This is a genomic window from Microbacterium sp. cf332, from assembly GCF_900102175.1.
Taxonomy (GTDB): domain Bacteria; phylum Actinomycetota; class Actinomycetes; order Actinomycetales; family Microbacteriaceae; genus Microbacterium.
Genome location: NZ_FNKN01000003.1, coordinates 370,729 through 392,700, shown reverse-complemented (window position 1 = coordinate 392,700; position 21,972 = coordinate 370,729). Strand labels below are relative to the sequence as shown.

Sequence of the window (21,972 nt, the reverse complement as noted above, 5' to 3'; positions counted from 1 at the left end):
CACGGGGTGTGGCGCAGCTTGGTAGCGCGCGTCGTTCGGGACGACGAGGCCGCAGGTTCAAATCCTGTCACCCCGACAGCAGAGAGGCTCCGCCGCGAGGCGGAGCCTCTCGCATGCCACCGGAGAACGGAGCACGGATGTCCCTCCCCCGCCTGGTCGCCTTCGACCTCGACGACACCCTCGCCCCGTCGAAGAGCGCCATCGATCCGCGGATCGGGCGTCAGCTGCTCGACCTCGCCGCACGGGTCGAGGTCGCCGTCATCTCGGGAGGTCAGCTCGCGCAGTTCACCGCGCAGGTCGTCGACCAGCTGCCCGAGACGGACGCCGAGCTGCTGTCGCACTTCCATCTGCTGCCCACGTGCGGAACGCAGTACTACCGCCTCTCCCCCGCCGGCATCGAGACGATCTACGCGCGCTCGCTGACCGACGACCAGAAGACCCGCGCCCTGGCCGCGGTCGAAGAGGAGGCACGCCGCCTCTGCCTGTGGGAGAGCGAGACGTGGGGCCCGATCCTCGAGGACCGCGGTTCGCAGATCACCTTCTCCGCGCTCGGCCAGCAGGCCCCCGTCGACGCGAAGATGGCGTGGGACCCGACGGGCGAGAAGAAGAACGCCCTGCGCGCGGCCGTCGCCGACCGGATCCCCGACCTCGAGGTGCGCGCCGGCGGCTCGACATCGGTCGACATCACGGAGCGCGGCATCGACAAGGCCTACGGCATGACGCGGCTCATCGAGCAGACGGGCATCCCGCAGGATGACATCCTGTTCATCGGCGACCGGCTCGACGAGACCGGCAACGACTACCCCGTCCTCGCGATGGGCGTAGCGTGCCACGCGGTCGACGGCTGGGAGGACACCGCAGAGTTCCTCGACCAGCTTCTTCCCACGCTCCCCCTGCGCTGAGCCACGCCCCTCACCGCAGCGCACGCATTCGGGCCCCGGAACCGTGCAGCCGTTCGGCTGCCGGCTCCGGGACCCGACGTTCTCGTCCCGTCGTCAGGCTGGCGACGTCGTCTTAGCCCGCGAAGACGACCGGCGCGGCGCCGGACCTGTGATCGGGACGAGTCGCTGCAGCTGCGTGACGTGGCGCGGCTCGAGCTCGTCGAGGCTGGAGACCCCCAGCAGCTGCATCGTGCGCTCGATCTCGCTGCGGAGGATCGCGATGGTCCGGTCGACGCCCTGCCGGCCGCCAGCCATCAGACCGTAGAGGTACGCACGGCCGATGAGCGTGAACTTCGCGCCCTGCGCGATGGAGGCGACGATGTCGGCGCCGTTCATGATGCCGGTGTCGACCATGACGGTGGCGTCCTTGCCGACCTCACGCACGACCTGCGGCAGGAGGTGGAACGGCACGGGCGCACGGTCGAGCTGGCGTCCGCCGTGGTTCGAGAGCACGATGCCGTCGACGCCGAGATCGATGAGACGCTTGGAGTCCTCGACGTTTTGGACGCCCTTGATGACGATCTTGCCCGGCCACAGGCCGCGGATGACCTCGAGGTCGTCGTAGCTGATGGTCGGGTCCATCGCCGAGTTCAGCAGCTCGCCGACGGTGCCTCCGGTGGTCGTGAGCGACGCGAACTCGAGCTTCGGCGTCGTGAGGAAGTCGATCCACCACCACGGCCGCGGGATGGCGTTGACGATCGTACCGACGGTCAGCGCCGGCGGGATTGAGAAGCCGTTGCGCTTGTCGCGCAGGCGCGCACCGGCGACGGGGGTGTCGACCGTGAACATGAGGGTGTCGAAACCGGCCTCGGCGGCGCGCTTGACCAGACCGTACGAGATCTCGCGGTCGCGCATGACGTAGAGCTGGAACCAGTTGCGCCCATGCGGGTTCGCCGCCCGCACCCCCTCGATCGACGTCGTGCCGAGCGTCGACAGGGTGAACGGGATGCCGGCAGCGCCCGCGGCCGACGCGCCCGCGCTCTCGCCTTCGGTCTGCATGAGCCGGGTGAACCCGGTCGGCGCGATGCCGAAGGGCAGAGCCGACCGACCGCCGAGGATCTCGGTGGACATGTCGACAGACTCGGCCGGGCGCAGGATGTCGGGGTGGAACTCGATGTCCTGGAACGCCTGGCGGGCGCGCTCAAGCGAGATCTCGCCCTCGGCGGCTCCGTCGGTGTAGTCGAAGGCGGCCTTGGGGGTGCGGCGCTTCGCGATCGTGCGGAGGTCATCGATCGTCAGCGCTGACGTGAGCCGGCGGCGGCGGCCGTTGAGGTCGGGAGCCTTGAACTGCATCAGTTCGAGCAGTTCGGGGATCTTCGGAAGCTGTCGGGTGACCATGTCTCTCCTCGATTCCGGCGCAGCGCCGGAGGGGTCGGGCCGGGTGGGTTCAGGCGGATTCGGGGCGGACGGGGTTGGCGGACGCGTAGTACCCCGTGATGTGGTCGTGGACGGCAGTGCGCGCGTCGTCAACACGCTGCTCGTCGATGGCCGCGACGATGGCGCCGTGCTCGTCGCGGAGCCGGTCGACGGTGTTCTCCCAGTCCGGGATGCGGGCAGCGCCTTCGAGGACGTAGTCCTCGATCGACGAGCGGAGCCCGGCCATCATCGCCGCGACGACCTCATTGCCCGAGGCCTCGGCGAGCGCGACGTGGAACTGCGCGTCGAGGGCGAGGAAGTCGGCAGGGCTGAGGCCCGGGGCGTCCATCGCGAGCAGAGCCTCACGGGCGGAAGCGAGGTCGACGTCGTGCGATGCGGCCAGCTGCCCGGCCACCCATTCCTCGAGCAGCAGGCGTGTACTCACGACATCCGAGATCGCAAAGCCCTGCGCAGCGACCTGCAGTCGCAGCAGGGCCTGCATGCCGCCCGTGGGTCGCGCCACGACGATGGCGCCCGCGGTGGGGCCGGAGCCGGTGGCGGTGCGGATGAGGCCCATGACCTCGAGCACGCGCAGCGCCTCGCGGACGCTCGATCGACCGACGCCCAGTTGAGAGACGAGGTCGCGCTCGGACGGCAGGCGGTCGCCAGGGCCGAGCTTGCCGGCGAGAAGATCGGACTCGATCCTCTCCAGTACGACGCGCCAGGCGCGCGCCGGGGTTCCGTCAGCCATGACGCCCCTCTCCTCCGTAGCCGGACCACCATACATCTTGTGGTCAGACCGCGCAAAGCACTGGACGGGCGCGTCGTGAAACGGTTCAGGCCAGCCGGCCGCCCGACTCGCGCAGATAGCATTCCGCACACATGGACTCGTATGTGACCCGGTCGGCGGCGAGCTCGTCGATCGCGACCTGGTCGCCCTCGAAGACGAAACGCCCGCCGACGAGCCGCGCGTTGAACAGCGCCTTGCGGCCGCAGCGGCAGATGGTCTTGAGCTCCTCGAGACTGTGCGCGAGCTCCATGAGGCGCGCGGAGCCGGGGAAGGCGCGGGTCTGGAAATCGGTGCGGATGCCGTACGCGAGCACCGGGACGTTCTCGTCGACCACCGTGCGCAACAGATCGTCGACCTGCTGCGAGGTCAGGAACTGTGCCTCGTCGATCAGGAGGCAGGCCACATCTGATCCGGTCTGCGCCCGTACCCGCCCACGGTGCACCGCCAACAGGGAGCGGAGGTCGTCGTCCGCACCCACCAGGAAGTCGACGTCACGCTCGACCCCCAGGCGACTCGCGATCTGCCCCGCTCCCTTGGTGTCGATCTCCGGCTTCGCGAGGAGGACATGCTGTCCGCGTTCCTCGTAGTTGTAGGCGGCCTGCAGCAGGGCCGTCGACTTGCCGGAGTTCATCGCCCCGTAGCGGAAGTAGAGCTTGGCCATACCCGTCAGGGGTTGATCGACAGCGCTTCGGCCGTCGCCGCGATCGAGGCGCGGGCCGCGTCGCCCCGGGTGTTGAGCGGCTGACCGTAGCTCGGGATGAGCTTCTTCAGCTCCGGCTCCCAGCCGTCGATGCGATCGGGGAAGCACTTCTTGAGCAGCCCGAGCATGATCGACGCGGCGGTCGACGCTCCCGGCGAGGCTCCGAGCAGACCTGCGATCGAGCCGTCGGCCGCGGTCACGACCTCTGTGCCGAACTGCAGCACGCCGCCCTTCTCGGGATCCTTCTTCATGACCTGGGCGCGCTGACCGGCCTGGATGAGCTCCCAGTCCTCGTCCTTCGCCGTCGGCATGAAGACGCGCAGCGAATCGACCTTCTTGCGGTGGTTCTTCAGCAGCTCGCCGACGAGATACGAGATCAGGCTCGGGTTGTCGATGGCCACCTTCAGCATCGGCACGAGGTTGTGGGGGCGCACCTGCGCCACGATGTCGGTGATGCGCCCGTTCTTGAGGAACTTCGGGCTGAACGTCGCGAACGGCCCGAACAGCAGCGACGCCTCGCCGTCGACGACGCGGGTGTCGAGGTGCGGTACCGACATCGGCGGCGCACCGACCGACGCCTGCGAGTACACCTTCGCCTTGTGCTGCGACACGATCGCGGGGTTCGACGTCTTCAGGAACTGTCCGCCGATGGGGAAGACGCCGTAGCCCTTGATCTCGGGGATGCCGGACTTCTGCAGCAGCTTGAGCGCCCAGCCGCCGGCGCCGACGAAGACGAACCGCGCGTCGGTGTGGCCCGGCGTGCGTCCCAGACGGTTGCGCCAGAACACGCGCCACGATCCGTCGCTCTGGCGCGTCAGCGTACGCACCTCTCGGTCGGTGACGACCTCGACGCCCTGGTCCTGCAGGTGCGCGAACAGCTGGCGGGTGAGGGAGCCGAAGTCGACGTCGGTGCCCGCGGGCACGCGAGTGGCCGCGAAAGGCTCGCCCTTGCGGCGCTGCTGCATGAGCAGGGGCGCCCACTCGTTGATGACGCGCGAGTCCTCGGAGTACTCGATACCCGCGAAGAGCGGCTGATCCTTCAGCGCCTCGTAGCGACGCTTGAGGAACGCGACATCCTTCTCACCGCGCACGAAGGTCATGTGCGGCGTCGCATTGATGAAGGTCGAGGGCTCGTCGAGGATGCCGCGCTCGATGAACGAGGCCCAGAGCTGACGGCTCTGCTGGAACTGCTCGTTGATCGTGATCGCCTTGCCGGGGTCGACGGTCCCGTCCGACGACTCGGGCGTGTAGTTGAGCTCGCACAGCGCAGCGTGCCCTGTCCCCGCGTTGTTCCACGGGTTCGAGCTCTCCTGCGCCAGATCGGACAGGCGCTCGTGCACCTCGATCTTCCAATCGGGCTGGAGCTGCTTCAGCAGCGCACCGAGCGTGGCACTCATGATGCCCCCGCCGATCAGGACGACGTCGACCTTTTCACTCACGATGCACCAGTCTATCCCGGGTCGGCGGGCGGCATCCCGCCGACCCGTGGTCGGGTCAGAGGCGGTCGGCGACGATCTCGGCGATCTGCACGGCGTTCAGCGCCGCCCCCTTGCGCAGGTTGTCGTTGCTGATGAACAGCACGAGCCCCTTGCCCTCGGGCGCGGACTGATCGGCGCGGATGCGGCCGACGTAGCTCGGGTCGTTGCCGGCCGCCTGCAGCGGGGTGGGAACCTCCTCGAGCGCGACACCGGGCGCCGTCCCGAGGATCTCGCGTGCCCGCTCGGGGGTGATGTCGCGCGCGAACTCGGCGTGGATCGAGAGCGAGTGTCCCGTGAAGACCGGGACGCGCACGCAGGTGCCGGCGACGCGCAGGTCGGGCAGCTCGAGGATCTTGCGGCTCTCGTTGCGGAGCTTCTTCTCCTCGTCGGTCTCGTTGTCGCCGTCGTCGACGAGGTTGCCCGCGAAGGGGATGACGTCGAACGCGATCGGCGCGACGTACTTCTCGGGCTGGGGGAAGTCCACAGCCGAGCCGTCGTGCACGAGGTCGAGCGCGCGGCCCTGCGCCAGGACGCCCTCGACCTGGCCGAGGAGCTCCTCGGCGCCGGCGAGGCCCGAGCCCGAGACCGCCTGGTAGGTCGAGACGATGAGACGCTCGAGCCCGGCCTCGGTGTCGAGGACCTTCAGCACGGGCATCGCGGCCATGGTGGTGCAGTTCGGGTTCGCGATGATGCCCTTGGGCGGGTTCACGGTGGCGTGCGGGTTGACCTCGCTGACCACGAGCGGCACGTCGGGGTCCATACGCCAGGCGCTGGAGTTGTCGATGACGACGGCGCCGGCCTCGGCGAACCGGGGTGCGTGGGCACGCGAGCCGGTCGCCCCGGCAGAGAAAAGCGCGATGTCGATGCCCGCGGGATCGGCGGTGGCGACATCCTCGACGACGACCTGCTGACCGCCGAACTCGACGGACGTTCCCGCGGAGCGCGCCGTTGCGAACAGGCGCAGCTCACGGATCGGGAAGTTCCGCTCGACGAGGATCTCGCGCATCACCTTTCCGACCTGGCCGGTGGCGCCGACGACGGCGACGGAGAGTCCGGAATCGGAGATGCGGGTCATAGCTGTTCCTTGCGTGGAGCGGGATCGGGTTTCGGCGATTCTATCGGCGCGGCGACCTGGACCCGACGCGCGTGACCGTCGATGACCGCACGATTCACGCCATCTCCGGGCGGTTCCACTCCCCCGGCACGTCGAGTGCGCCGTACTCCAGGTCGAGGCCCGCGGGCCCGACCGAGGCCGTGCAGACCAGCAGCGACAGCGTCGGGACCCCGTACGGGCGGTTGTCGCGGATGATCGCGGCATCGTCGGTCGCGGGCGTCGCCGCGGTGTCCTGCAGCACGTCGAGCCACGGGCGCAGGTCATCGGCGCGCTCGAGGTCGGGCGCCGCTCCGGCGAACGCCCCCAGCCACCGACGGATGCGGGCCGTACGCGGATCGTCGACGTCGTCGTGAGCGATCATGTGGGTGCCCGGCCCGAGCTCGATCGTCCGCAGGGACGCGGCATCCCACATCGACACCCGCACGCCGTCGGGCGCGACGTCGACGAGGTTGAAGCCGTGGGTGGCCGGCGAACCCGCCGGCGGGGCGCCGGTGACGGCGTCCAGGACGATCCCGCCGCGCGAGAGCGCCGGGGCGTCATCGGGCAGCACGTCGGCACGATTGAGGATGACAGCGAGGCGGCGCGCGTCGGCATCCGCTGCGAGCCATGCTCCGCCCGCACGACGGTCGCGCACACCGACGACGCCCGGGTGCGACTCGGTCCACCAGGGTCCGACCGGGTCCCATGCCCGGTTCGGGTCCTCGTCGCGAACGGCGAGAAGACGCACGGGACGGCCCGGATCGGCGGGCACCTGGATGACGACGGTGCACATGCGGATCACTCGCTCTCGGCGCCCGACGGACGTTCCGCGCACCCGACCGGGGGCCGTGGGAGGATCGGGAGCATGTTCATCGTAGTCGGGGTCACCGGGGGCATCGCCGCCTACAAGAGCGTTCATCTGGTCAGACTGCTCGTGCAGCAGGGCCACGATGTCCACGTCATCCCGACGCCGGACTCGCTGCGCTTCATCGGGCTCACGACATGGGAGGCGATCAGTCGCAACCCGGTCACGACCTCGGTGCACGACGATGTCGCCCGCGTGCGGCACGTGGCCCTGGGGCAGAGCGCCGACCTCGTGATCGTCGCTCCCGCGACCGCGAACACCATCGCGGGAATGACCGCCGGTCTCGCCTCGGATCTCCTGGGGACGACGCTGCTCGCGACGACGGCGCCCGTGGTGGTCGCGCCGGCGATGCACACCGAGATGTGGCGGCATCCTGCGACGACGGCCAACGTCGCGACGCTGCGCGAGCGCGGTGTCGTCTTCGTCGGTCCCGCCGACGGACCGCTCACGGGCGGCGACAGCGGTCCGGGCCGCATGTCGGAGCCCGAGGAGATCGTGACCGCCGCGCTCGACCTCCTCTCACCCGCATCGCACGATCTCGCGGGTCTCCACGTCGCCGTCTCGACCGGTGGCACCCGCGAGCCGCTCGACCCCGTGAGGTTCCTGGGCAACCGTTCCAGCGGCCGCCAGGGTGCGGAGATCGCCGCCGAGGCGGCGCGCCGCGGGGCGACCGTCACGCTCGTGGCGGCATCCGTCGATGCCGGCGTGCTCGATGCGGTGAGCGCGAGCGCCGCGGTCACCACCCGTCACGTCGAGACGGCGGCCGAGCTCGGCGTCGCGATGACGGATGCCGCCGCGAGCGCGGACGTCGTGGTGATGGTGGCGGCCGTCGCCGACTACCGCGCGGCGGACGTCTCGGACAGCAAACTGCGCAAGGAGGACGGCCCGCTCACGTCGATCGAGCTCGTACCCAACGACGACATCCTCGCGGGTCTGGCCGCCGGACGCCGCGACGGTCAGACCGTCGTCGGGTTCGCCGCCGAGACCGCCGACGGCGATCTGCTCGAGCGCGCCCGTCGCAAGCGCGAGCGCAAGGGCGTCGACCTGCTCGTGGTCAACGAAGTCGGCTGGGACTCCGGCTTCGGCTCGGGCGAGAACACCGTGGCGGTCGTCGGAGACGACGGTGCCGTCGTCGCCGAGGCCTCCGGCTCGAAGACCGCCGTCGCCGCAGTCGTGTGGGACGCCATCACCGCCGCTCGCGCCGGCCGCTGAGCGGCCGTCCCGATACGGTCGGTCGAACTCCCGCTCAGAGGACGGCGGTCAGCGCAGGGCGCGCTCGCGGATGAAGGCGGTGAGGGCCGCAGCGTCGTCCGGAAGGTCGACGACGTGCTGCGGCGCGTCGAGCAGTGCCCGCAGCTCGTCGGAGTAGGTCAGCTCGATGCCGATGGCCTCATGGATCGTCTCGGCGAACTTCTCGGGCTTCGCGGTCTCGAGCACGAGCATGGTCTCGCCCGCCTGCACGTACTCGCGCGCGACGGTGACGCCGTCGGCCGTGTGCGGGTCGATGACGTCGCCGGACTCCTCGTACACCGAGCGGATCGTCGAGAGACGGTCATCGTGGGTCGAGGTGCCGCTGACGATGCCGAACTCGGCGGTGAATCTCGCGAGGTCGGCGGTGAAGTCGGCGAAGCCCTGCGACTCGAGGTCGCGCCAGGCCGCGACGACACGCTGCGGGTCGCGACCGACGAGCTCGAAGATGAACCGTTCGAGGTTCGACGCCTTCGAGATGTCCATCGACGGGCTCGAGGTCTGCAGCGTCTGCGCGGCGGATCGGGGACGGTAGATGCCGGTGCGGAAGAACTCGTCGAGGACGTTGTTCTCGTTCGCGGCCAGCACCAACCGGCTGACCGGCAGGCCCATCTCGCGTGCATAGAACCCCGAGAGGATGTTGCCGAAGTTGCCCGAGGGCACCGTGATCGAGACCTCGGCGTGCCCGTCGGCATCGGTCGCACGGAGCCAGGCCCAGAAGTAGTACACGACCTGCGCCGTGATGCGCGCGAGGTTGATCGAGTTCACGGCGCCGAGATGCAGCTCCCGCTTGACGTCGAGGTCGCCCGCGAGCTCTTTGACGAGGTTCTGGCAGTCGTCGAAGACGCCCTCGATCGCGATGTTGTGGATGTTGGCCTCGTCGAGCGAGAACATCTGCGCCCGCTGGAACGGGCTCATCCGGCCCTGCGGCGACAGCATGAACACCGAGATGCGCTCCTTGCCTCGGAGCGCGTACTCCGCCGCCGAGCCGGTGTCGCCCGACGTCGCGCCGAGCACGTTCAGCACCGACCCGGTTCGGGCGAGGGCGTGCTCGACCACCTGACCCAGGAACTGCATCGCGAGGTCCTTGAACGCGAGCGTCGGACCTTCCGAGAGCCCGACGAGCGTGAGTCCGCCGCCGATGGGACGCAGCGGCACGACCTCGTCGGGGAACGGCGCGTACGCCGCCTCGGTCATGCGGGCGAGATCGTCGCGCTCGATGTCGGTGGCGAAGAGTCCGAGCACCTCGGTGGCGAGCTGGGGGTACGTCAGGGCGCGCCAGCGTTCGAGCGTCTCGGGGGTGACCGTGGGCATCTCCTGCGGCACGGCGAGACCACCGTCGGTCGCGAGTCCCTCGAGCAGGGCGTCGCAGTACGGCAGCGGCTCGGCGCCGCCTCGGGTCGAGATGTACAGCACGCGGGCTCCTCGGTAGCGGATCGGGGATGACGGTGGGGTGTGCGGGATGCCGGGGGCGCGGCGGGCGACCGTTCGGGTCAGCGACCGGTGCCGGCGTATACGACGGCTTCGGTGTCGCCGTCGAGGCCGTAGGCCGTGTGCACGACGCGAGCGGCCTCGGCCAGCTCGTCTCCGCGGACCACGACCGAGATACGGATCTCGGAGGTCGAGATCATCTCGAGGTTCACACCCGCGTTCGAGAGGGCCTCGAAGAGCGTCGCGGAGACACCCGAGTGGGTGCGCATGCCGGCGCCTACGACCGACAGCTTGCCGATCTGGTCGTCGTGCACGAGGCTCTCGAAGCCGACCTCGCTCTGCTCTCCGGCGAGGGCGCGCAACGCGAGCGTCGCATCCGTCTTGGGCAGTGTGAACGAGATGTCGGTGCGGCCGGTGGCGGCAGCCGACACGTTCTGGACGATCATGTCGACGTTCGCGCCCGACTTGGCGACGATCTTGAAGATCTCCGCGGCCTTGCCGGGGACGTCCGGCACACCGATGACGGTGATCTTGGCCTGGCTGAGGTCGGTGGCGACGCCCGCGACGATCGGCTCTTCCATCTCTTCTTCCTTTCGGCCTTCGGGCAGCGCCATCCCGGGTCCCAGCACGAACGTGCCGGATCCCGAGCTGAACGTCGACCGGGCGTTGATCATGACGCCGTGGCGGCGGGCGTACTCCACCGCACGGATGTAGAGCACCTTGGCACCGTTGGCGGCGAGCTCGAGCATCTCCTCGGCGGAGACGACGCCGAGCTTGCGGGCCTTGGGCACCACGCGCGGGTCGGCGGTGTAGATGCCGTCGACGTCGCTGTAGATCTCGCAGACGTCGGCGGACAGGGCGGCGGCGAGCGCGACTGCGGTCGTGTCGGAGCCGCCGCGACCGAGCGTGGTGATGTCGCGGGTGTCGCGGTTGAAGCCCTGGAAACCGGCGACGATCACGATCGCGCCCTCGTCGAGCGCTTCGCGCAGACGCACCGGGGTGACGTCGACGATCCGTGCGGCGCCATGCGTCGCGTCGGTGATCATCCCCGCCTGGCTGCCCGTGAACGACCGCGCCTCGAAGCCCATGGAGTGGATGGCCATCGCCAGCAGGGCCATCGAGATGCGCTCGCCCGAGCTGAGCAGCATGTCGAGCTCGCGGGGCGCCGGGATCGGTGCGACCTCGTTCGCGAGGTCGAGCAGCTCATCGGTGGTGTCACCCATCGCGCTGACGGCGACGACGACGTCGTGACCGGCGCGGCGGGTGTCGACGATGCGCTTGGCGACCCGCTTGATGCTCTCCGCGTCGGCGACGGACGACCCGCCGTACTTCTGCACGATCAATGCCATGTGGGACTCCCGGGAGCCGGTACCGGTGCCGGCGCGATTGCTTCGGGCGCCCGGATGCCGCGCCCACCGCCCCATCTTACGGAGGGTCCCATGCGCCCGGCGCCATGTGACGAGCGCCCGCGACGGACGTCGGCGGCGCCGATCTAGGCTGGATGCCATGGGACGTCGCTCGCTCTTCACGTCGCTGAACGCGCTGGTGCGCACCGCGGATCCGGCAGCAGGCCCGGCGACGGAGCTCCTCCCGGTCATCGACGACACGTTCGCGGTGCGCGTGCTGGATGTGGCCATCCGCATCGGTGAGACGATGCTCGTCGCGGGGTCGCCGGCGAGCGAGGTCACCCTGACGATCGTGCGGGTCGCTGGGGTGTACGGCCTCGACCCGGTGCACGTCGACGTCACCTACAACTCGATCACGGTCGCGCACCACCGCAGCGGCGACGACCGGCCCATCACACTCATGCGCGTCGTCCGCGGCGCCGCGCCCGATCACGCCCGCCTGCAGCGGCTGCAGGCGCTCGTCACCGAGATCCGCGGGGGGCTGCCGCTCGATGCCGCCGCCGTCCGTTTCCGCAGCATCCGTCGTACGCCGTTCCGGTATCACACCCCGGTGGTCGTCGCGTCGCAGGCGCTGCTCGCGGTGGGCGTCGCAGTCATGTTCGGTGCGAACTGGCTCGTCATCCTGTTGTCGTTCCTGGCCGCCGGCTCGGCCGCGGTGACGCAGTTCCTGCTGAGCAGGGCCCGGGTGCCGTTCTTCTTCAGCCAGATCGCGGGCGCCTTCGTGCTCACGATCGTCGCGGCGGCGTCACCGCTGCTGCGGGCGACGGGCTGGGAGGCGGCGATGACGATGCGCCCCTCGGTGATCGTCGCGTCGGGCATCGTGCTGATGCTCGCCGGCCTCACCGTCGTCGGGGCGGCGCAGGACGCCATCGACGGGTTCGCATTGACGGCGATGGGGCGCATCCTCGAGCTCGTGACGCAGACGCTGGGCGTCGTGCTCGGCATCCTCGCCGGCATCGAGACGGCGCGCGTGATCGGGCTCGGCCTCGAGGCGCCGACCGAGGCGCTGCCGCTCGGGCCGGTGCCGCTGCAGTTCCTCGGCGCGGGGCTGATCGCGCTCGCGGTCGCGGTGTTCAACGGTGCGGGCGTGCGCATCATCGTCGTGAGCGTGGCGCTGAGCGTCGTCGCCTGGCTCGGCTACGTCGCCGCCGCGACGCTGGGGTTCGAGACGGCCGCCGCGAGCGGTCTGGGAGCGTTCGTCGGCAGCCTCGTCGGAATCGTCGCCGCGTACCGCCTGCACGTACCGTCGGTGGCCATCACGACCGCGGCGATCCTGCCGATGGTGCCCGGTGCCGCGGTCTTCCGCGGGCTGCTCGGAGTGGTCGAGTCCGGGGACGAGCCCGCAACCCTGCTGACGGGCTTCACGACGCTCGCCGGGGCGGCCACCATCGGCATCGCGCTGGCGGTGGGCGCGTCGCTCGGCATCTACCTCGGCCAGCCGCTCCGCGCCTCGCTCGGGTCGGTCATCCGCGCGCGCGCCCGCGTGCGCTGATCGCCGCCGGCCGACGCGCATCCCCGCGCGCATCGACTGCGCACGCAGCACGGCCGCGGCCGGCAGACGCGTGAGGCATCTGTCCGGCACACGGCCGTGCGGAGCAGTGAGCGAGGATCAGCCGAAGAGCGCGGCCGCCTCCTCGTAGCGGTACAGCGGCACGGTGTTGAGCTCGCCGAGGGCCTCGTCGAACGACACACGGACGATATCGGTGCCCTTGAGCGAGACCATCTGGCCCCAGGCACCGTCGACCAGCGCATCGGCGGCGGCGAGCCCGAGGCGTGTCGCGAGCACGCGGTCGAACGCGGACGGCGAGCCTCCGCGCTGGATGTGGCCGAGCACGGTCGCGCGGGTCTCGATGCCGGTCAGGCGCTCGATCTCCGGCGCGAGCACCTCGCTGATGCCACCGAGACGCGGGCGGTTGAAGGCGTCGAGGCCCTTGTCGCTGTACGCCTCGTCCTGGCCCGTCACCTTGAAGCCCTCCGACACGACGACGAGCGGTGCACGGCCGCGGTCGAAGGCCTTCGTCACCTGCGCCGTGATCTCCTCGATCGACATCGGCACCTCGGGGATGCAGATGACGTGGGCACCCGCTGCGATACCCGCGTGGAGCGCGATCCAGCCGACGTGCCGGCCCATGACCTCGGCGACCATGCAGCGCTGGTGCGAGTCGCCGGTCGTGCGCAGGCGGTCCATCGCGTCGGTCGCGATGTTGACGGCCGTGTCGAAGCCGAACGAGTAGTCGGTGGCCTTCAGGTCGTTGTCGATCGTCTTCGGCACCCCGAGGACGTTGATGCCGTCGTTGGCGAGACGGTTGGCGGCGGCGAGGGTGCCCTCGCCGCCGATCGCGATGATGCCGTCGATGCGGTGCTTGTCGAGCGTCGCGGCGATGTTCTCGGCGCCTCCGCGCGGGCCCTCGTAGGGATTGGTGCGGCTCGTGCCGAGGATCGTCCCGCCGACCTTCGACAGGCCCTTCACCTCGTGACGCGTCAGCGGGAAGAAGTCGCCGTCGACGACACCGCGCCACCCGTCGCGGATGCCGACGAACTCGATGTTGTACGAGGTGGTGCCCTTGAGCACGACGCCTCGGATGACGGCGTTCAGTCCGGGGCAGTCGCCGCCGCTGGTGAGGATGCCGATCTTCATGGGGAGATCCTTCGTTGTTGCTCGGGTGTGATGTGGCGACGCTGCCTCAGATCGAGACTATCGTCGCGGCGCGGGAGCTGCCAGGCGGCGTGGCCCGGGAGAACTGGCCGCACGCCAGGACGGGCCGGTCGGCGCTGCGATGCGAGGCCGCGGCGGACAGACGAACGCGGCCCGGTCCCCGCGTGGTGACGGGGCCGGGCCGCGGATCGACGATGACGTCGTGTCAGGCTGCGCCGATCGCCTGGCGCAGCAGGTGCATCAGTGCAGACAGCTGCACCGAGTCGCTCGACGTCGGGTCGACGGCCTCGCCGTCGAGCGCCCGAGCTGCGAGACCCTGCTTCGAGTCGATGAGCTCGGCGATCTTCGTGTCGATCGTGTGCGCGGCGATGATGCGCCAGGCGGTGACGGGTTCTTCCTGACCGATTCGGTGAACGCGGTCGATTGCCTGCGTCTGCTCCGCCGCGGTCCACGACAGCTCCGCGAGCACGACGTTCGACGCCGCCTGCATGTTGACGCCGACGCCGGCCGCCGTGAGGGAGCACACCGCGATCGCGACATCCGGATCGTTGTTGAACGCGTCGATCGCGTCCTGACGGGCCGCCGCGGTCTGATCGCCCCGGAGGGACACCGTGCGGAGCCCCGCCGAGGCGAAGTGGGCCTCGGCGGCGTCCATGACGTCGATGTGCTTGGCGAAGAAGACGACCTTGCCTACCGAACGCTGGAGCTGCGCCGCATAATCTGCGGCGAGCACAGCCTTGGCCTGACCGATGCGACGGACCATCGTGAAGACGTTCTCGGCCCCGCTTCCGGCGGCCTTCGACTCCTCGAGCTCCTGCGTGGCCACGAGCCGGACGATGTCGTCATCGGCCTCGCCGATGAGCACCCGGTCGCCCCGCGCCTCGATGATGCGACGGTAGCGGGCGGCGAGACGCTCGCCGAGCTCGTGCTCGGCCTGGCGGATCGAACGACCGTACTCGTCGTCGAGCTGGACGGGCAGGTCGGCGACGAGCTTGTCGGGCAGGTCGGCGGCGACATCCTTCTTCTTGCGACGGACGATGCCCATCGAGATGACGGCGTCACGGGCAGCGGGATAGAAGGCCTTGTCGGCGGGGGTCATCCCCGTCTCGTCGAGACGCTCCATCAGCACGGGGCCGGGCTTTTCGCCGTTGGTCCACCCGAGGAAGCGCCAGATCGCGTCGAAGTCCTCGACGTCGTTGATCAACGGGGTTCCGGTGAGGGCGAGCATGAGCGGATCGCGCACCTGCTCGCGGATGCGGCCGGCGAGCGCCAGTACGTTCTGCGAGCGCTGCGATCCGAGGTTCTTGATGAAGTGCGCCTCGTCGACGACCATGCCGCGCAGACCCAGCGAACCGAGCCACGACAGGTGCCGATCGAGGACCTCGTAATTGACGATGAAGACGTCCGCGAACGCGTCGATCTGGCTGCCGTCGCCCGTGATGACCGTGGCGCGGCGCTGCGGCGTCCACCGCTCGACCTCGCGCGCCCAGTTCATCTTGACGACGTTGGGCACGACGGCCAGGAGCGGGTACGCGCCGGCGACGGACGCGGCGAGCACCGACTGCGCCGTCTTGCCCAGACCGGGCTCGTCGGCGAGGAGGAACGAACGGTGTCCTGCACGGACCGACTCGAGGAAACGGGACTGGTGCGGCATGACCTCGAGGCCCTTGGGCGACAGGCGGTCGAACTCGGGCACGCCCGGGAGGTCCATCGACGCGGCAGCGCCCCCGGCCCCCGTCTCGAACGCCTTGTACAGCGGACCCATGAGCTCCCAGCCGTCGAGTCGTCGACGCGGCGTCTGTTGGGGCGCGTGCATCTCGAGGTCGGGCGCCAGGAAGGGGTTCGCCTCGCGGCGCACGAGCACCTGCGGCGGCGTGACCTGCCGCTCGGCGAGCGCCGCCGGGACCACGGGCGCCTGCACCGGGGCGACATCGGTGATGATCAGCTCGTCCTCGGGCAGCTCGGCGCCCGACTCGAGCAGCCAGTCGCGCCGCATGCGCTTGGCGACGGGCGAGGTCGCCTGGTCGACCTCGAGCAGCTGGATCAGGGAGGTGTCGCGGGCAGCGGTCTTGGCGAGGATGGTCGCGACGCCGTCGAGACGCTTGAGCAGCTCTGCTCGTGCCGCCGTCGACAGGTTCTCGTCGGCCTTCACGCGGGCGCGCTCCTCGCGCACCAGGAAGGCGATGACCTGGAACTTCACACGGTTGGTGGGCCCGAGCTTGCCGCGCTGGGCCTTCGCCTCGACCTCGCGCACCTTGCGCGCGAGGATCGGGATGAGAGGCGCGTCGTCGTCGCGCCGGGCGGACGACGACTTCCTGCGGCGGTTGGCGGTCGCTGTGGCGGTGGCCATGGTCGGCATGCTCCTCCTGAGCCTGAGTGCCGGAGCTCCGTCGTGACGGAGACGTACGGGTGCCGCTCGAACGGACACCGGAGCGTCATGCGAGCGAAGGGCGATCGTGTCGGCCGGCCGCGGGCACTCGCTTCAGCGAGCTGCGGCGTCGAATCCGACGGTGTCCCCGAACCCCATTCTACGTCATACGGCACGGGTGCCGCGAGAACACGCGGAACTGCCGCCCCTCGGGCTCAGGTCAGGGCCAGAGGGAGCCGACGATGCCGGGGGTGTACGACGAGGGACCGTAATTGATCCAGCGCGTGGCGACCCAGGCATTGCCGCGCAGGAAGTGGGTCTCACCCAGCTCGACGACCTGCTCGTCCATCGACAGCATCTGCTGGGACGTGCGGAAGTACTCTCCGCCCGACGCTTCCTCCGTGCCGAAGCCGGCAGTGGTCAGCGATTCGGCGATGAGTGCTGCCTGGTCGGGCGACACGATCGAGACGGTCGTCGCGATGCCCCGGTCGGACGGCGTGCCCCACGTGCAGCGGAGGCTCTGCACACCGGACTCGAGGACGCCGAGCGCCTCGGCGTTCTCGGTGGAGTACATCGTGACACCGGGGTCGTTGAGCGGAGGGATCTCGGCGTCGAGCGTGGCACGGAGATCGGCGGGGTAGAGATCGTCGCACGACGCGGGCAGCGCGATGTCCTCGGTCGGGGTGCGCGTCTCGACGGGGCTGGGCGTCGCCGAAGGCGAGACCTCGGGCGACGCGGTCGCGGTGGGCGCGGTCTCGGTCACGTCGGGAGTGGCGACTCCCCCGGCCGGAGTGGCGCACCCCGCGGCCAGCAGCGCGACCGCAGCGACGACCGGGATGAGGCGGAGGGTGGTGCGGTGCGTGACGGCCATGTGCCGATCCTAACGAGCGGCGGGCGCGGACGCCCCCCGGCGCGCGGGCCGGAGCGCCGACCGGAGCCGGAGGCTGTTGAGCACCACGAAGACACTCGAGAAGGCCATCGCCGCGGCGGCGACCATCGGGTTCAGCAATCCGGCGACGGCCAACGGGATCGCGGCGACGTTGTACGCGAACGCCCAGAAGAGGTTTCCTCGGATGACGCCGAGCGTGCGTCGGCTCAGTTCGATGGCCGCCGCGACCGCGACAGGGCTCCCGGCTGTCAAGGTGATGTCGCTCGCGTGCTTCGCGGCGTCGGTGCCGCCGCCCATCGCGATGCCGAGATCGGCCGCGGCCAGCGCCGCGGCGTCGTTGACGCCGTCGCCGACCATCGCGACCCGAAGTCCCGCCGCCTGCCGCGAGCGGACCTCGGCCAGCTTCCCCTCGGGCCGCACGTCGGCGACGACCTCGTCGACCCCGATCTCGCGGGCGACCGCGGCCGCCGCGCCGGCGTTGTCGCCGGTCACGAGCACGACCGATGCGCCGGTGCGGTGCAAGCGTGCGACGGCCTCGCGAGCGTCGTCGCGGACACGATCCGCGACGGCGATGACGGCCCGCACATGCCCGTCCCAGCCGACGGCCACGACGGTGGCCCCCGATTCGGCCGCGTCGCGCGCCGCGTCGAGAAGCTCGGCCGGCAGCGGGGCCATACGGTCCGCGACGAACGCAATGCTGCCGGCGACGACCTCCTCCCCGGCCACGACGCCCCGCACACCATGACCCGCGAAGCCTGCGAAGTCCGCCACGGCGGGAACGGTGTCGACGGCCGCGACGATCGCCCGAGCGATCGGGTGCTCGGACGCCGATTCGACGGCGGCTGCCCTGCTCAGCGCCTCGTCCGGCGCGGCCCCGTTCGCGGTGACGACCCGCGCCACCGACATCCGGCCCTCGGTGAGCGTGCCGGTCTTGTCCATCAGGACGACATCGATCCGCTCGGCGGCCTCGAGCGCCTCGGGTCCGGTGATGAGGATGCCCAGCTCGGCGCCGCGACCGGTACCCACGAGTACGGCGATCGGCGTCGCGAGCCCGAGCGCGCAGGGGCAGGCGATGATGAGCACGGCTACGGCCGCGGTGAAGCCCGAGGCCACGGGCGCACCCGCGACGATCCATCCGACGAGCGTGAGCACGGCGACCACGATGACCGCCGGCACGAAGACCGCCGATACCCGGTCGGCGAGACGCTGCACGCGGCTCTTGCCCGCCTGCGCCTCGTCGACGAGGCGCGCCAGGTGCGCGAGGCGCGTGCTCTCGCCGACCGACGTCGCACGGACCAACAGGCGTCCGCCCGACGCGATCGTGCCCCCGGTCACCTCGCTCCCCGCAGCCACGTCGACGGGCACCGACTCGCCCGTGAGCATGCTCTCGTCAACCGCGGCCGCCCCCTCGAGCACGACACCGTCGGTCGCGACGGTCTCCCCCGGGCGCACGACGAAGGCATCGCCGACGCGCAGGGAGTCGACCGCCACGCGTCGACCATCGGCGAGCTCGACGTCGGTCGCCCCGAGCTCGAGCAGCGCACGCAGAGCGGCACCAGCGCGACGCCGCGAGCGCTGCTCGACGAAGCGGCCCAGCAGAATCAGGACCGTGACGGCTGCCGCCACCTCGAAGTAGACGAGCGACGTCGGGTCGTGCACCGGACCGAAGAGCACGACGTCGTGACGGATGCCGATCCGCCCGGCCGAACCGAACAGCACGGCCCAGAGGCTCCAGGCGAACGCGGCGAAGGTGCCGATGGTCACGAGCGTGTCCATCGTCAGCGCCCCGTGACGCGCGTTAGCGAACGTGGCCCGGTGGAACGGCCAGCCCGCCCAGAACACGACCGGCGCGGTCAGGACCAGCGAGAGCCACTGCCATCCGGGGAATTGCCACGCGGGCACCATGCCCAGCACGACCACCGGCACGGCGAGCACGATGCCCCAGACGAGGCGGGTCCGCAGGGTGGTGCGCCCCGGCACGTCCTCGACGTCGTGTTGGTGTCCACCGCCGGCGTGATGTTCGGTGTGGTCGGCGGGCGCGGCCGCGGGGCGACGCACGCGCGCGGTGTACCCCGCCTCGCCCACGGCTCCGATCAGCTGCTCGGCCGAGACGTCGGCGGGATGCTCCACGCGAGCCGTCTCGGTCGCCAGATTCACGGTCGCACGGACACCGTCCAGGCGCTGCAGACGCTTCTCGACGCGGGCGACGCAGCTCGCACAGGTCATCCCCTCGATGTCGAGGACGGCGTGGCTCAGCTCGCGCCCGGCGGTGTCGGTGCTCATCAGCGGCGTCCGGTGACCGTGTATCCCGCTTCGGCGACGGCCGCCGAGACGACGTCGTCGTCGGGCGGCTGGACGGCCGTGACCGCGACGGTTCCCGCGTCGACGTCGACGGCGACGTCGGAGACGCCGGGTACGAGCCCGAGCTCGCGGGTCACAGCGGCGGCGCAGTGGCCGCAGGTCATGCCTTCGACGGCGTAGGTCTGGGTCGACATGATGCTCCTGTTCGTTCGACGATGACAACAGGATACCCCCCAGGGGTATTCCCGTCGATGCCCGTGCGCAGGGAACGCGTACGCTGAAACCATGTCCACGATCTCCGAGCGCGAGCTCGCCGCGACCCTCGACCACGCCATCCTCAAGCCTGAGCTCACGCGAGCTCAGGTCGACGCCGAGCTGGCCGTCGCCGCGGAGTGGAAGGTGTTCTCGGTGTGCGTCCGCCCCTCCGACATCCCGCACGCGGTGGAGCGACTGAGCGGCACCGGCGTGGCCGTCGGCACCGTCATCGGGTTCCCGCACGGCACGACGTCGACCGCGACGAAGGTCGCCGAGGTGCGCCAGGCCGCGGCTGACGGCGCCTCCGAGTTCGACATGGTCGTGAACATCGCGGCGCTGCGGTCGGGCTTCGACGACGTCGTGGTCGACGACATCCGCGCGGTCGTCGACGCCGCCGAAGGGAAGATCGTCAAGGTCATCCTCGAGACGAGCCTGCTCGACGACGAGCAGATCGCCCGAGGCAGCCGGTTGACCGAGGCCGGCGGCGCCGACTTCGTCAAGACTTCGACAGGCTTCGCCGGCGGCGGGGCGACGGTGCCGCACGTCCGTCTCATGCGCGAGAACGTCGGACCGTCCGTGCAGGTCAAGGCCTCGGGTGGCGTCCGCAGCTTCGCCGACGCTGTCGCCATGCTCGATGCGGGGGCGACGCGTCTCGGCACGAGCGGCAGCGCGACGATCCTGGGCGAGGCACGACGCCTCGAGGCCGGCGACGAAGCCACCGGCGCCGTTGACGAATCCTCGTACTGAGCGGCCCCGCGACGACGCGCGTCAGGCGAGCGCCTCGCGCACCCGGACGACGTCGTCATCCATCTGCCGGATGAGCGCGGGGATGCCTTCGAACGCGACCATGCCGCGGATGCGGGCCGTGAACCGAACCTCGACGCGGTGGCCGTACAGGTCGAGGCCGGTCTCGTCGAGGACGTACGCCTCGACCTGCCGCTGGGGCACGTCGTCGAAGGTCGGATTGGTGCCGACGGAGATGGCCGCCGGATAGCGGATCACGCTCGCCGGGTACGTGCCGTCGCCCCCCCGCATCCCGAGGTCGACGAGCCACCCCGCGTACACCCCGTCCGCCGGGATGAAGCCCGCCGCGTCCGTCGCCAGGTTGGCCGTCGGATAGCCGAGCTCGCGGCCGCGCTTGAGGCCGTGCACGACCTCGGCCTCGACGGCGTGCGGCCGACCGAGCAGGCGCGCGGCGCCGGCGACATCGCCGTCGGCCAGGAGATCGCGCACCCACGTCGACGAGACCCGCCGCCCTGCGTCGCGGGCGCGCACGTCGGTGACGACGTCGACGTCGAAGCCCAGCTCGCCGCCGAGCTCGACCAGCGTTCCGGGGCCGCCCTCACCCCCACGTCCGAACCGGAAGTCGTCGCCGACGAGTACGCCGACGGCCCCCAGGGCTCGAACCAGGATGCTCTCGACGAAAGCGCGCGCCGGCAGCGCGGCCAGCTGCTCGTCGAAGCGCAGCACCAGTACCGCGTCGACGCCGGCCGAGGCGAGCAGCCCGATCTTCTGGTCGAGCGCGACGAGCGGCTCCGGGCACAGCTCCGGCCGCAGAAGGCTGAGCGGATTGCGGTCGAAGGTCACGGCGACGACGCGGGCGCCGCGCGCCGCCGCATCCACACGCGCCCGGTCGATGACGGCCCGGTGACCCGAATGCACGCCGTCGAACTTGCCGATCGCCACGACGCTCGGGCCGAAGCCCGCAGGCACCTCGGCGGGATCTCGGAACACGGTCACCATGAGGATCCCTCCAGGACGACGGGACGCTCGTCGTTGTCGGCGGCACCGTCCCGGTGCGAGACGAGCCACCAGATGCCGACGAAGGGCAACGCGAGCGGCACCCAGAAGTAGCCGAAGCCGTAGCCCGACCACACCGTCGCGTCATGCGAGAACAGGTCGGGCAGAACGAGGCTCAGCGTACCCACGACCAGGACGCCCACGAGCTCGAAGCAGATCGCCACCCAAGCCACGAGGTACCACCGGCGGGAGCCCGACTTCACGAGCGCGACGGTGGCGAGGACGTAGACGAGCGCCGCGGCCGCCGAGAGCGAGTACGCCAATGGCGCGTATGAGAAGTCCTCGACGATCTGCACGAGCGAGCGCCCGGTCGCGGCGAGGGCCATGACGGCGTACACGACCACGAGGACGCGGCCGATGCCGGTCATACGAGGGCGGGTCTGATCCATGACCCG

The 21,972-nt window shown here is 70.5% G+C and carries 19 protein-coding genes and 1 tRNA gene; 5 read left to right on the top strand and 15 right to left on the bottom strand.

All coding sequences use genetic code 11. The features are described from left to right. Positions 1 to 2 precede the first annotated feature (2 nt). A tRNA-Pro gene (locus BLT21_RS13420) sits at positions 3 to 76 on the top strand. Between the two features lie 61 nt (positions 77 to 137). Next, positions 138 to 902 carry an HAD-IIB family hydrolase gene (locus BLT21_RS13415; RefSeq protein ID WP_176786914.1) on the top strand — a complete coding sequence of 255 codons (765 nt, stop codon included), beginning with the start codon at positions 138 to 140 and terminating at the stop codon, positions 900 to 902. Between the two features lie 93 nt (positions 903 to 995). On the opposite strand, the gene BLT21_RS13410 is transcribed toward BLT21_RS13415, so the two are convergent. From BLT21_RS13410 to BLT21_RS13385, 6 genes are all read right to left on the bottom strand, one after another. Beyond that, entirely contained in the window at positions 996 to 2,279 is a 1,284-nt protein-coding gene (locus BLT21_RS13410; RefSeq protein ID WP_091502948.1) for an alpha-hydroxy acid oxidase, read from the bottom strand. Positions 2,280 to 2,328: 49 nt separating this feature from the next. Further along, positions 2,329 to 3,048, bottom strand: a complete 720-nt coding sequence (locus tag BLT21_RS13405; protein ID WP_091502946.1) for a FadR/GntR family transcriptional regulator — start codon at positions 3,046 to 3,048, stop codon at positions 2,329 to 2,331. An 85-nt stretch (positions 3,049 to 3,133) separates the two neighbouring features. Next, a complete protein-coding gene (locus tag BLT21_RS13400) occupies positions 3,134 to 3,748 on the bottom strand; it encodes a thymidine kinase (protein WP_091502944.1) in 615 nt (204 codons plus the stop codon). A 5-nt stretch (positions 3,749 to 3,753) separates the two neighbouring features. Next, on the bottom strand, positions 3,754 to 5,226 hold the full coding sequence (locus BLT21_RS13395; protein WP_091502942.1) for a malate:quinone oxidoreductase: 1,473 nt from the start codon (positions 5,224 to 5,226) through the stop codon (positions 3,754 to 3,756). Positions 5,227 to 5,281: 55 nt separating this feature from the next. Continuing rightward, positions 5,282 to 6,340: an aspartate-semialdehyde dehydrogenase gene (locus tag BLT21_RS13390; protein WP_091502940.1), complete on the bottom strand. Its 1,059-nt coding sequence runs from the start codon at positions 6,338 to 6,340 to the stop codon at positions 5,282 to 5,284. Positions 6,341 to 6,434: 94 nt separating this feature from the next. After that, positions 6,435 to 7,151 carry an NRDE family protein gene (locus BLT21_RS13385; RefSeq protein ID WP_091503482.1) on the bottom strand — a complete coding sequence of 239 codons (717 nt, stop codon included), beginning with the start codon at positions 7,149 to 7,151 and terminating at the stop codon, positions 6,435 to 6,437. Between the two features lie 72 nt (positions 7,152 to 7,223). Between BLT21_RS13385 and coaBC the strand changes: the two genes are divergently transcribed. Next, complete coding sequence (gene coaBC / locus BLT21_RS13380) at positions 7,224 to 8,435, top strand: bifunctional phosphopantothenoylcysteine decarboxylase/phosphopantothenate--cysteine ligase CoaBC (protein WP_091502939.1); 1,212 nt, start codon at positions 7,224 to 7,226, stop codon at positions 8,433 to 8,435. 48 nt (positions 8,436 to 8,483) lie between these two features. On the opposite strand, the gene thrC is transcribed toward coaBC, so the two are convergent. Continuing rightward, positions 8,484 to 9,887, bottom strand: a complete 1,404-nt coding sequence (thrC, locus tag BLT21_RS13375; RefSeq protein ID WP_091502937.1) for a threonine synthase — start codon at positions 9,885 to 9,887, stop codon at positions 8,484 to 8,486. 77 nt (positions 9,888 to 9,964) lie between these two features. Next, positions 9,965 to 11,251 (bottom strand): aspartate kinase, encoded by a 1,287-nt coding sequence (locus tag BLT21_RS13370; protein WP_091502935.1) that lies wholly within the window; start codon positions 11,249 to 11,251, stop codon positions 9,965 to 9,967. 157 nt (positions 11,252 to 11,408) lie between these two features. On the opposite strand from BLT21_RS13370, the gene BLT21_RS13365 reads away from it, so the two are divergent. Further along, positions 11,409 to 12,800 carry a threonine/serine exporter family protein gene (locus BLT21_RS13365; RefSeq protein WP_091502933.1) on the top strand — a complete coding sequence of 464 codons (1,392 nt, stop codon included), beginning with the start codon at positions 11,409 to 11,411 and terminating at the stop codon, positions 12,798 to 12,800. Positions 12,801 to 12,917: 117 nt separating this feature from the next. On the opposite strand, the gene BLT21_RS13360 is transcribed toward BLT21_RS13365, so the two are convergent. The 5 genes from BLT21_RS13360 to BLT21_RS13340 form a co-directional block, all read right to left on the bottom strand. Then, on the bottom strand, positions 12,918 to 13,946 hold the full coding sequence (locus BLT21_RS13360; RefSeq protein ID WP_091502931.1) for a 6-phosphofructokinase: 1,029 nt from the start codon (positions 13,944 to 13,946) through the stop codon (positions 12,918 to 12,920). 223 nt (positions 13,947 to 14,169) lie between these two features. Beyond that, positions 14,170 to 16,323, bottom strand: a complete 2,154-nt coding sequence (locus tag BLT21_RS13355; protein WP_091502929.1) for a DEAD/DEAH box helicase — start codon at positions 16,321 to 16,323, stop codon at positions 14,170 to 14,172. Between the two features lie 229 nt (positions 16,324 to 16,552). Beyond that, entirely contained in the window at positions 16,553 to 17,203 is a 651-nt protein-coding gene (locus BLT21_RS13350; protein ID WP_091502927.1) for a hypothetical protein, read from the bottom strand. A 9-nt stretch (positions 17,204 to 17,212) separates the two neighbouring features. Further along, a complete protein-coding gene (locus tag BLT21_RS13345; RefSeq protein WP_091502925.1) occupies positions 17,213 to 19,504 on the bottom strand; it encodes a heavy metal translocating P-type ATPase in 2,292 nt (763 codons plus the stop codon). Further along, positions 19,504 to 19,716: a heavy-metal-associated domain-containing protein gene (locus tag BLT21_RS13340; protein ID WP_091502923.1), complete on the bottom strand. Its 213-nt coding sequence runs from the start codon at positions 19,714 to 19,716 to the stop codon at positions 19,504 to 19,506. Before BLT21_RS13340 ends, BLT21_RS13345 begins: the two co-directional genes overlap by 1 nt. A gap of 91 nt (positions 19,717 to 19,807) precedes the next feature. Between BLT21_RS13340 and deoC the strand changes: the two genes are divergently transcribed. Beyond that, positions 19,808 to 20,524, top strand: coding sequence for a deoxyribose-phosphate aldolase (gene deoC, locus BLT21_RS13335; RefSeq protein WP_091502921.1), 717 nt, complete (start codon positions 19,808 to 19,810; stop codon positions 20,522 to 20,524). Between the two features lie 21 nt (positions 20,525 to 20,545). Here the strand turns inward: deoC and BLT21_RS13330 are convergent, their stop codons facing one another. Further along, complete coding sequence (locus BLT21_RS13330) at positions 20,546 to 21,517, bottom strand: bifunctional riboflavin kinase/FAD synthetase (protein ID WP_091503479.1); 972 nt, start codon at positions 21,515 to 21,517, stop codon at positions 20,546 to 20,548. Then, positions 21,514 to 21,966 (bottom strand): hypothetical protein, encoded by a 453-nt coding sequence (locus BLT21_RS13325; protein WP_091502919.1) that lies wholly within the window; start codon positions 21,964 to 21,966, stop codon positions 21,514 to 21,516. Before BLT21_RS13325 ends, BLT21_RS13330 begins: the two co-directional genes overlap by 4 nt. Positions 21,967 to 21,972: the final 6 nt, after the last annotated feature.

What these genes read in the sequence shown, in the direction of transcription:
- BLT21_RS13390 (WP_091502940.1), bottom strand. Translation starts at nt 6,340, where the DNA reads ATGACCCGCATCTCCGATTCCGGACTCTCCGTCGCCGTCGTCGGCGCC.
- deoC (WP_091502921.1), top strand. Translation starts at nt 19,808, where the DNA reads ATGTCCACGATCTCCGAGCGCGAGCTCGCCGCGACCCTCGACCACGCC.
- BLT21_RS13360 (WP_091502931.1), bottom strand. Translation starts at nt 13,946, where the DNA reads ATGAAGATCGGCATCCTCACCAGCGGCGGCGACTGCCCCGGACTGAAC.
- BLT21_RS13410 (WP_091502948.1), bottom strand. Translation starts at nt 2,279, where the DNA reads ATGGTCACCCGACAGCTTCCGAAGATCCCCGAACTGCTCGAACTGATG.
- BLT21_RS13370 (WP_091502935.1), bottom strand. Translation starts at nt 11,251, where the DNA reads ATGGCATTGATCGTGCAGAAGTACGGCGGGTCGTCCGTCGCCGACGCG.
- BLT21_RS13405 (WP_091502946.1), bottom strand. Translation starts at nt 3,048, where the DNA reads ATGGCTGACGGAACCCCGGCGCGCGCCTGGCGCGTCGTACTGGAGAGG.
- BLT21_RS13385 (WP_091503482.1), bottom strand. Translation starts at nt 7,151, where the DNA reads ATGTGCACCGTCGTCATCCAGGTGCCCGCCGATCCGGGCCGTCCCGTG.
- BLT21_RS13340 (WP_091502923.1), bottom strand. Translation starts at nt 19,716, where the DNA reads ATGTCGACCCAGACCTACGCCGTCGAAGGCATGACCTGCGGCCACTGC.
- coaBC (WP_091502939.1), top strand. Translation starts at nt 7,224, where the DNA reads ATGTTCATCGTAGTCGGGGTCACCGGGGGCATCGCCGCCTACAAGAGC.
- BLT21_RS13350 (WP_091502927.1), bottom strand. Translation starts at nt 17,203, where the DNA reads ATGGCCGTCACGCACCGCACCACCCTCCGCCTCATCCCGGTCGTCGCT.
- BLT21_RS13345 (WP_091502925.1), bottom strand. Translation starts at nt 19,504, where the DNA reads ATGAGCACCGACACCGCCGGGCGCGAGCTGAGCCACGCCGTCCTCGAC.
- BLT21_RS13400 (WP_091502944.1), bottom strand. Translation starts at nt 3,748, where the DNA reads ATGGCCAAGCTCTACTTCCGCTACGGGGCGATGAACTCCGGCAAGTCG.
- BLT21_RS13415 (WP_176786914.1), top strand. Translation starts at nt 138, where the DNA reads ATGTCCCTCCCCCGCCTGGTCGCCTTCGACCTCGACGACACCCTCGCC.
- BLT21_RS13325 (WP_091502919.1), bottom strand. Translation starts at nt 21,966, where the DNA reads ATGGATCAGACCCGCCCTCGTATGACCGGCATCGGCCGCGTCCTCGTG.
- BLT21_RS13355 (WP_091502929.1), bottom strand. Translation starts at nt 16,323, where the DNA reads ATGCCGACCATGGCCACCGCCACAGCGACCGCCAACCGCCGCAGGAAG.
- BLT21_RS13365 (WP_091502933.1), top strand. Translation starts at nt 11,409, where the DNA reads ATGGGACGTCGCTCGCTCTTCACGTCGCTGAACGCGCTGGTGCGCACC.